Below are 2,356 nucleotides of genomic sequence, written 5' to 3'. Positions count from 1 at the left end.
CCGGCGGGACCATCGCCCGCTACGTGGCAGAGGGCGCCGAAGTCACCGTCCTGACCTGCACGCTCGGCGAGGAAGGCGAGGTCATCGGCGACGACTGGGCCGAACTCGTCGCCGATCGTGCCGATCAGCTCGGCGGCTACCGCATCCTGGAACTGACCCGGGCGCTCGCCGCGCTCGGCGTCGCCGCGCCCCGCTTCCTCGAGCGCGCCGGACGCTGGCGCGACTCCGGCATGGCCGGGACCCCGTCGGCGGAGAACCCCCGGGCCTGGGTCAACGCGGACCACGACGAAGCGGTGTCGACGCTCGTCGCCGTGATCCGGGAACTGCGCCCGCACGTCGTCGTCACGTACGACCCGGTCGGCGGCTACGGCCATCCCGATCACATCGCCGTGCACGAGCGCGTGACCGCCGCGATCGAGGCGGCCGCCACCGACGCGTATCCGGAGGCGGGGGAGCCGTGGTCGACCCCGAAGCTGTACTGGACCGTCACCGAGGAGAGCGCGCTGCGGGACGGACTCGCCGCGCTCGGCGACATCCCCGCCGAGTGGGCCGTGCCCGACGCCGGCGACCTGCCGAGCGTGCCCGACGAGCGGGTGACCACCGCGGTGGACGTCGGCGGAGTGCTCGACGCGAAGCGGGCGGCGATGGCCGCGCACGCCACCCAGGTGATCGTCGCGCCCGGCGGCGCCGCGTTCGCGCTGTCGAACCTGATCGCCCAGCCGGTCTTCGCCGAGGAGCACTTCGTGCTCGTGCGGGGCGCGCTCGGGGACGTCGACGACTCCGGCCGAGAGCGTGACCTCTTCGCGGGCCTGACGTAGGCTGGCGCTGCCGAGCAGGAGTGATTCTGCTCACAGTCACTGTCCGGTCGGTGCCGAGCCCGGGGGGATGCGGATGTACAACTGGTCCGTCCAGAATCAGATCGTCGCGTTCGTCGATTCGTTGCGGCCCTACGCCGATCAGATCCGCGCCGACTACTACCACGCGTTGTACGACTTCGCAGATCAGCAGAGCCAGCTGCTGACGATGCTCGGCTATCCGCCGGTTCCCTGATCCGGACCGCTCCGGAACCGTGCCCCCGATGTGCGCATCGGGGGCACGTTGGCGCACTATCGAAACCATGACGGTCGATCCCGCCACCGCACCATCCGACGCCTCCGTTCCCGCCGACGTCCCACCCCGGACCGGGGTCGTGGCGTTGCTCGTCGTCGACGGCCTGATCTGTGCCGTGTTGTCCGTGCTGTTCCTGGGCATGTACATCGGCTCGGTGCCGTTCCCGATCTCCATCCTGCTCGCCGCGGTCGTGAACCTGCTGCTGGTGATGGCGGTGCGCACCGAGACCGGATCGCTGGGCAAGGCCACGTGGCCGCTCGTGGCCTGGACCGTCGGGTTCCTGTTGTGCCTGGTCGGTGGCCCGGGCGCCGATCAGCTCGCGGTCGCGGACTGGCGGATCCTGCTGCTGCCGATCGCGGCGCTCGGCCCGGCCGGCCTGTACCTCTTCAGCGCGCGCATCAACGCCATCACGAACGCAGTCCGGCAGTCTCCGCCGCAGAAATGAGCACGTCGGCCAGCATCGACCGGGTCAACCGCCCGGTGAAGGTGTTCTGCTGGCTGACGTGATAGCACCCGAACAGGTGCAGTGGTGCCCGGTCCGGGGACGCCCCCGGTAGCTCGACGTGCGCGCCGTGCCCGAACCGCGGACGCGGCCGCGGGATCGCCCAGCCGGCGTCGGCGAGCACCGGCAGCAGCGCCTGCCAGCCGAAACCGCCGAGCACGATCACCGAGCGCAGCGTCGGGGTCAGCAATTTCAGTTCGAGGTCCAGCCAGTGACGGCACGTGTCGCGCTCGACGGTCGTCGGACGGTTCGCGGGCGGAGCGCAGTGCACCGGCGCCGTGATCCGGGTGCCCCGCAGGACGAGACCGTCGCCGCGGTGCGTCGCCGTCGGCTGCGACGCCAGCCCCGCGTCGTACATCGCGGCGTACAGGAAATCTCCGGCCCGGTCGCCGGTGAACATCCGGCCGGTGCGATTGCCGCCGTGCGCGGCCGGTGCCAGACCCACGATGAGCAGCGCCGCGTCGGCCGGGCCGAAACCCGGCACCGGGCGGCCCCAGTACGTCTCGTCGCGGAACGCGGCACGTTTGTCGCGTGCCACCTGCTCGCGCCACGCCACCAGCCGAGGGCAGGCCCGGCAGTGCACCAGCTGCTCGTCCATCTCGGCGAGGGTGTGCGGCGTCTCGTCGGGTGGCCGGGTCATCGGTTCGCCCACACGTCGCCGGCGCCCGGGGTGACCGCCTCGACCAGCGCCCATGCCTGCCCCACCGGCACATCCAGGATCTCGTAGTGCCCGACCCCGGCGGG

The 2,356-nt window shown here is 71.8% G+C and carries 4 protein-coding genes; 3 read left to right on the top strand and 1 reads right to left on the bottom strand.

Annotation, left to right across the window (positions count from 1 at the left end; genetic code table 11):
- The 3 genes from mshB to I0Q12_RS20185 all read left to right on the top strand — a co-directional run.
- On the top strand, positions 1 to 818 hold an 818-nt coding region (gene mshB / locus I0Q12_RS20195), incomplete at its 5' end, for an N-acetyl-1-D-myo-inositol-2-amino-2-deoxy-alpha-D-glucopyranoside deacetylase (RefSeq protein WP_197253970.1).
- A gap of 73 nt (positions 819 to 891) precedes the next feature.
- Positions 892 to 1,050 carry a hypothetical protein gene (locus I0Q12_RS20190; protein ID WP_197253962.1) on the top strand — a complete coding sequence of 53 codons (159 nt, stop codon included), beginning with the start codon at positions 892 to 894 and terminating at the stop codon, positions 1,048 to 1,050.
- Between the two features lie 67 nt (positions 1,051 to 1,117).
- Complete coding sequence (locus I0Q12_RS20185; RefSeq protein WP_197253952.1) at positions 1,118 to 1,555, top strand: hypothetical protein; 438 nt, start codon at positions 1,118 to 1,120, stop codon at positions 1,553 to 1,555.
- On the opposite strand, the gene I0Q12_RS20180 is transcribed toward I0Q12_RS20185, so the two are convergent.
- Positions 1,518 to 2,252: a uracil-DNA glycosylase gene (locus I0Q12_RS20180; RefSeq protein ID WP_269437658.1), complete on the bottom strand. Its 735-nt coding sequence runs from the start codon at positions 2,250 to 2,252 to the stop codon at positions 1,518 to 1,520. The two genes, I0Q12_RS20185 and I0Q12_RS20180, sit on opposite strands and share 38 nt — an antisense overlap.
- Positions 2,253 to 2,356: the final 104 nt, after the last annotated feature.

Origin of the sequence: Rhodococcus sp. CX (assembly GCF_015865005.1) — a bacterium.
Classification (GTDB): Bacteria; Actinomycetota; Actinomycetes; order Mycobacteriales; family Mycobacteriaceae; genus Rhodococcus.
This window is presented reverse-complemented; position numbering and strand designations above follow the sequence as displayed.

What these genes read in the sequence shown, in the direction of transcription:
- I0Q12_RS20190 (WP_197253962.1), top strand. Translation starts at nt 892, where the DNA reads ATGTACAACTGGTCCGTCCAGAATCAGATCGTCGCGTTCGTCGATTCG.
- I0Q12_RS20185 (WP_197253952.1), top strand. Translation starts at nt 1,118, where the DNA reads ATGACGGTCGATCCCGCCACCGCACCATCCGACGCCTCCGTTCCCGCC.
- I0Q12_RS20180 (WP_269437658.1), bottom strand. Translation starts at nt 2,252, where the DNA reads ATGACCCGGCCACCCGACGAGACGCCGCACACCCTCGCCGAGATGGAC.